Origin of the sequence: Shewanella algidipiscicola, from assembly GCF_003605125.1 — a bacterium.
Taxonomy (GTDB): Bacteria; Pseudomonadota; Gammaproteobacteria; order Enterobacterales; family Shewanellaceae; genus Shewanella; species Shewanella algidipiscicola.
The window spans coordinates 127,148-133,147 of record NZ_QPQT01000012.1 but is presented as its reverse complement, the minus strand read 5'-3'; the positions used below and the strand labels follow the sequence as shown (position 1 = coordinate 133,147).

7 protein-coding genes and 1 pseudogene are annotated in these 6,000 nt (G+C 49.1%); all 8 read left to right on the top strand.

Translation table 11 applies throughout. The features are described 5' to 3' along the window. Positions 1-910, top strand: a 910-nt coding sequence (locus DVO77_RS14195; RefSeq protein ID WP_119978788.1) for a TonB-dependent receptor domain-containing protein, incomplete at its 5' end; no start/stop codon positions are given. 14 nt (positions 911-924) lie between these two features. Then, a pseudogene (locus DVO77_RS19450) lies at positions 925-1,380 on the top strand (ABC transporter ATP-binding protein); the annotation flags it as partial. Between the two features lie 78 nt (positions 1,381-1,458). Beyond that, entirely contained in the window at positions 1,459-2,313 is an 855-nt protein-coding gene (locus tag DVO77_RS19445; RefSeq protein ID WP_428842894.1) for an ABC transporter ATP-binding protein, read from the top strand. Then, positions 2,288-2,986 carry an energy-coupling factor transporter transmembrane component T gene (locus DVO77_RS14185; RefSeq protein ID WP_110458372.1) on the top strand — a complete coding sequence of 233 codons (699 nt, stop codon included), beginning with the start codon at positions 2,288-2,290 and terminating at the stop codon, positions 2,984-2,986. Before DVO77_RS19445 ends, DVO77_RS14185 begins: the two co-directional genes overlap by 26 nt. A gap of 14 nt (positions 2,987-3,000) precedes the next feature. Beyond that, entirely contained in the window at positions 3,001-3,540 is a 540-nt protein-coding gene (locus tag DVO77_RS14180) for a core component of ECF transporter (protein WP_110458371.1), read from the top strand. Positions 3,541-3,542: 2 nt separating this feature from the next. Next, on the top strand, positions 3,543-4,298 hold the full coding sequence (locus tag DVO77_RS14175) for a DNA-binding protein (protein WP_119978786.1): 756 nt from the start codon (positions 3,543-3,545) through the stop codon (positions 4,296-4,298). A 10-nt stretch (positions 4,299-4,308) separates the two neighbouring features. After that, positions 4,309-4,530 (top strand): hypothetical protein, encoded by a 222-nt coding sequence (locus tag DVO77_RS14170; RefSeq protein ID WP_119978785.1) that lies wholly within the window; start codon positions 4,309-4,311, stop codon positions 4,528-4,530. 243 nt (positions 4,531-4,773) lie between these two features. Beyond that, positions 4,774-5,955, top strand: coding sequence for a cyclic di-GMP phosphodiesterase (locus tag DVO77_RS14165; RefSeq protein WP_259650873.1), 1,182 nt, complete (start codon positions 4,774-4,776; stop codon positions 5,953-5,955). The last annotated feature ends 45 nt before the right edge of the window (positions 5,956-6,000 follow it).

Sequence of the window (6,000 nt, the reverse complement as noted above, 5' to 3'; positions counted from 1 at the left end):
CGGCTCAGGTACAGGCGGCGGTAACGGCTCAGGTACAGGCGGTGGTAACGGCTCAGGCGGCTCGGGTGAGACTTTTGACGATGCTTCATGGATGTACACCGCGGCGCTCGAGTATCAGTATCAACAAGATCACCTTGGCGCAACAGTTGGTGCAGCATTGCATCAGCAAGATCGCGTGCAAGACGACGAAACCGATTATTCGGCGCAGGTGGCGGGTTATTGGCAAGTATTAGATGCGACACGGGTGAATTTGGGGATTGCACGTAAAATACGCTTCCCATCGATGCGTAATCTGTATTCCTTATCTTCGGGTAATGAGGCGTTGCAAGCGGAAACCTCTGAGCATATTGAGCTGAGTCTCGATCAAGGTTTGGGTTATAACACCGACTTAAATATTGCGGGCTTCTACACCGATGCCGAGAACTATATTGCTAAAGGTAAGGATGGCGTTTACCAAAACATGGGGCGCTACCAGTTCACAGGCGTCGATGTGTCGCTGCGTAACCAAAGTATCGATAAGCTTGCTGTGACATTGGCTTATAGCTTCCTCGATAGTGAAGATAAGGATGCGGCACCTGGGCTAGAAACCTTAGAGTATCGTCCGCGCCACCAGTTAAGACTACAAGCCGATTACGAACTGCCTTTTGCTATGCGTATCAATGTTAATATTGAGCACATCATGGGGCAGGTGTTCCAACAGCAACAAAAGGTTGCGGGGCAGAAAGTGTTGCTTGAGCAAGACTTAGCCGACTATACCTTAGTCGATCTCAACTTAATTCAGCCCATCATGGGGGATAAGTTATCTGTGTATCTGCGCGCCAGCAACTTGCTTGATGAACACTACTACCAGAGCGAGGGCTTACCTCAAGCGGGTAGACAGGTGTTCTTGGGCATCAACTGGCAGATATAGATTAAATTGCTCTGATGCAGTTACTTCAATTGCGACAAATCAGTTTTCATTATCAAACAGCGGCTAAGCCGCTGTTTGACGATCTTGATTTTACTCTCAATGCAGGTGATTGCCAGATGATCCATGGTCATACCGGCTCAGGTAAGTCGACCCTGTTAAAACTGATCTTAGGCGTTATGGAGCGCCCCTTTGCGGGCGAACGTCATTGCGCGCCGCAGCTATGCTTAGGTGTTGTGATGCAAGATCCTAATGTGCAATTGCTGCGACAAACCTTAGGTGCCGAGGTGGCATTTGCATTGGAAAACTTAGGGGTGGCCGCCACAAATATGCACGCCCAAGTGAGCCAAGCTCTGCGTAAAGTCGGGCTGTTTATTAGCTTAGAAACCCCCATCGAAACCCTGTCGTTAGGACAAAGATACCGTCTGATGATTGCGGCGCAGTTGGTACTGCAACCCGATATATTGCTGCTCGATGAGCCGTGGGCGCAGCTCGATAATCAAGGGGTACAGGAACTCACCGTCTTACTCGCGCAGCTGCAACAGTCCGGTATGGCAATTGTGATTGTTGAGCATCATAAGCGTGCCTTTTCGAGTTGCGTGACCCACAGGTGGCTACTTGATGCTGGGCAATTACATCCTTATCAGGAGAATGATGCCGAGCTTGAGCCTGCGCTGCTTGGTATTACTGGCGGGCGGACGAAGCTTAATGCGTCTGCGATGCAGGCGCCGGTTATCCATGCTGAGCCTTTTAAGGTGGGTTTTAGCGGTCAGCCGTTATTGTTTCAAAGTGCCGCTCTGCGTTTGTATCCTGGTGAAATCGTGGCCTTAACGGGTGATAATGGCACAGGTAAAAGTACCTTACTTAAATGTTTAGCCGGTATTCAGGCCGATGTGGGTAATCTCGGTATTTCAGTTCTAAATCAGCGTCCTAAGTTAGGCGTGTATGGGCATCAACTGGCACTATTACATCAACGTCCGAGCCGGCAGTTATTTGAGTCAAGTGTCATCGAAGAGATGCAATTTAGTTTAAAACGTTATGGGTTGCCGCTTGAACGTGCACCGCAAATGCTCGCCAGATTAGGCTTGTCGGCGCTGGCTTCTCAATCGCCTCACCAACTCTCTTATGGGCAGCAACATTTAGTCGCGCTTGCGTCATTGGCTTGTTTGCAGCCACAAATTTTGCTGTTGGACGATCCCTTTGCAGGGCTCGATAGCGGTTTTTTCTGTCAGGTGGCCAAGTTAATTTTAACCCTGAGTGAGCAGGGCTGCGCCATAGTGTTGGCTAGCCATCGACCGTTGGATTTATTGCCTATCGATCAGGTGTGGCACATTAGCGATAAGCGCATGCAATGTTTCGCGGGTGATGGACTGACTCAGAATGAGGCCTATTCTCGTGTGGGTTAAGCAGGGGAAGAAGCAACGTCATTTGGTGTCGGCAGACAGCCACACGGCACAGCACTTTATCGTTAAAAACCCTAAGTTGTGCGCCTTGTGTATCTTGTTAAGCCTGTGTCTTTCGAGCTGTGCTTTTTTTGTACCCAATCAATACCTACCCTTTATCGCACTGTTTAATGGCGTGCTGTTACTCCAAGGGCGTTATTTGGGTGGCGGTGTTAAAGGATTATTCCTGCTGTTTACGACTCAGCTGGCGATCACCTGTGCGCTTTATTTGTTATTGCATGGTGGCGAGCGGATAGATGAGGCAATGCTGGCGGTGATACGCATATTACTGGCGATCATTCCCGGCTGGTGGTTATCTATAACTTGCGCTCCCCAACGTATTGGCGAGGTGTTGAGTTGGTGTATGCCGCATAAATGGGCCTTCGTGATGGCAGCCTGTTTCAGTTTACTGCCACGAATTGGCTTGGAGGTGAAAGATACTTATCAGATGCAGGTGATGCGTGGTGCGAACATTACGCCCAAAGCCTTGTGTCGACCAAAACATTGGGGCGAGTTGATTTATTGCGTGCTCTACCCGTTATTAATTCAACTGCTAAAGCTGTCTAAACAGATGGCCTTAGCCGCTAAATTGCGTCGCTTTGGTGTCCACCATAAGCCGACCCATTGGCCTGATTAATGAGATTAAATTACATGCAAAATAAAGGTTTCACGCTGCACGATGCCCTTTTTATCGGTTTTTGCGCCACGCTCTTGGTGGCCTTGAAGGGGATGCTGCGACTCAAGTTAGGCTTGACCGGACACTCGATGTTTTTGATGACTTTTTTTTACCTGATCTGTTATGGCGCCGTCGGTAAAAAAGGTGCGATCACTGTGTGTGGTGTCTTGGCAGGCTTAATGGCGATGATGTTGAGCGTCGGTAAAGGAGGGCCATTTATCGTGCTTAAATTTGCCTTGCCGGCCGCCGCCATGGATCTGTGTCTACTGGTGTTGCCGACCGTGCTGGCGCTTAGATGGCGCTGCATTATTTTAGCCTTGGTAGGGACAGTTGCATGGGCCAGTAAGGGGACGATTGAGGATGTTTTAGTGGGACTGAGCTTTGAGGTGGTGTTATTGCAACTGGGTAAAAGTTTAGTGTTTGGTAGTTTTTTTGCAATACTGGCGGCGTTATTGGTGCCCCCAGTATTGCAACGTTTGAGAAGTCATGATCTGTTAGACCGTGAGGAGCTGTAAGTATGGAACGTCAACAGGGGTTAGCGTCTTGGTTGGTCTGTATCGATGATACCGATGATATTGGCACTAAAGGCACAGGAGAGATCGCCGAAGAAATTGCCTTCAAATTATCGGCAGGACAGCCTAGCCGTTGCGCGTTTGTGACTCGCCATCAGTTATTTGTCCATCCAGATATTCCCTATACCTCACACAATAGTGCCATGTGTTTTCAAGTGCGAACGCCTCTGTGTCAGGCTCAGATCCTAGAGATAGCCGTTAAACACTTACAGCAAGAATGTGCGCCAGCGTCTGATCCTGGTATCGCCTTGCTGGATCTTCAGGCGGCTTGCGATCATCAAGCCTTAATCGACTTTGGCCTGGCGGCTAAGAAAGAGGTGAAAACCAAGGCCGAGGCTTATGCGTTGGCGCATTCGCAGAGCATTCACTTAAGTGAGCATGGCGGCACAGGCCAAGGTGTAATTGGTGCCATGGCAGGCTTAGGGCTGCGGTTACAAGGTAATGATGGCCGGATCAAGGGGCAATTTAAGCTCCCGGGACTGGAGGCTGGTATGGTGGAACTGTCGGTTGCCGAGGCCATTGAGCAAACAGGCGTCGATTGTGTGCTAACCGACAGCGGTGAGCCACTGTGTTTTAAAACGCCGTTGCAACTGTCAGGTAAGGTGAAGGCCGTGTACCGCGAACATCAAGTTTGCCTGTTGGTGTATCAGCAAGAGGGTGTTTGGCGCAACGCGCTAAAACAACAACTGAAGCATTATTAATGGAGCCGCTATGACACAGTATTTTAGTCTGCATCAGGGGCGTTGGCAGCTAGCGGTTGAGGGGGATAATTATCAAGCGACTCGCCATATTGCGGCACAGTGCCAGCACTTTATCGCCGACGATGAAGATGAACAGGTCGATGATCAGCTGCGCTCTTGCGTCAACTGTGCTCGCCGTCGTTGGTTAGTGGGCGCGATTGAGTGCACCGCGCTAAGCGTGCGGCCTGTATGAGTCTATGAGGCTTTAATCGGATCGATCGTAAGCCTCGGTAGTGCTAAATTTGCAGCGTGACTCATATGGCAGCTGTACCAAATACATTATGCAAAAAAACTTATGGAGATTTAACTTAACTCAGCATACCATGGCGCCGTTAAGAGCTTTATGTTGTGAATTTGTCCTCGTTAGGCATGATTCGTACTAGACTGAACAGTGATTGGATAGCTCGCCGTATGGCTTGGTGCAAATGGTGAATGAGTGGTCAATAAAGCGGACATAATCAAAATTGCGGTGCGGCGCTTGTCTATTGGCATGTACGTCACGGCAATAGAGCGGCAAGGTCTAGTGAATATCGCCCATCCCGGGCAGATTAAAAGCACAGAAGCTATCAATCAGTTAAATAAAAACAACATCAAATATGTGTGGGTCGACGCCAATCGTTCGGACCCCAGCTGTGGCTTAACACCTCATACAGTAGAACCCACACAGACCCCCTCTCCACCTGTCGTTAAAAAAGTCAGTCGTGAGCAGTCGCAAGAGAAAGCTAAACGCTTGATGGCCGAGGCGAAAGATCTGGTGCAGAAAGTCTTGTCTGAAACCTTTGAAGGCAAGGCGGTTACCGTTGAGCCGTTTGAAGATTTAGCAGAGAACATGATTGAGTCAGTCATGTTGGATGCCGATGCCTTTAAATGTATTTCAGCGCTGCGCTCTAAAGATGCTTATTTGCTGGAACACTCTATCAATGTGGCCTTTTTATTAGTGACCTTTGGTAAGTATTTGGCCCTTGAACGCGATGTGCTTAAACAGTTGGCCGTGGGCGGGATCTTGCATGATATTGGCAAGGTGAAGGTCGACAACAAGATTCTTCACAAGCCAGGAAGGCTCACGCCTGAAGAGTTTGAGCATATGAAACTACATCAGGTATTTGCCCAAGAGATACTGGCAGAAACGCAAGGCTTGTCACAAATCAGTCGTGATGTTTGTTTAATGCACCATGAAAAGCTCGATGGTAAAGGTTACCCCAATGGTATTGCTGGCGAGCAGATAAGCCTGCATGGCCGCATGAGCTGTATTGTCGACATTTTCGATGCGCTTACCGCCACCCGTTGCTATAAAGAGGCGATGAGTCCGGCCGCGGCGTTTAAGATCCTACTCAGCTTAACCCCGTTTCATTTAGACGAGGCATTAGTGTATGAGTTTATTCGCTGTATCGGTATTTACCCAGTAGGCTCTTTGGTGCAACTGTCTGATGGCCGCGTGGGAATAGTATGGGATGCGAAAGACCGCGATGCCCTGCATCCCGTGCTTAAGTGTTTCTATTCCAACACCCATAAACACTACATAGATGTGGTGATGGTGGATCTATTAAAACAGGATGTGCATATCGAACGTGGGCTCTCGCCCAGCAGCTTAGGTGTCGACCCGACGCCCTTCTATTAACCCGTCTCTTAGCGCGATTACGTCAGTAACCTCTTATGTTAAGGC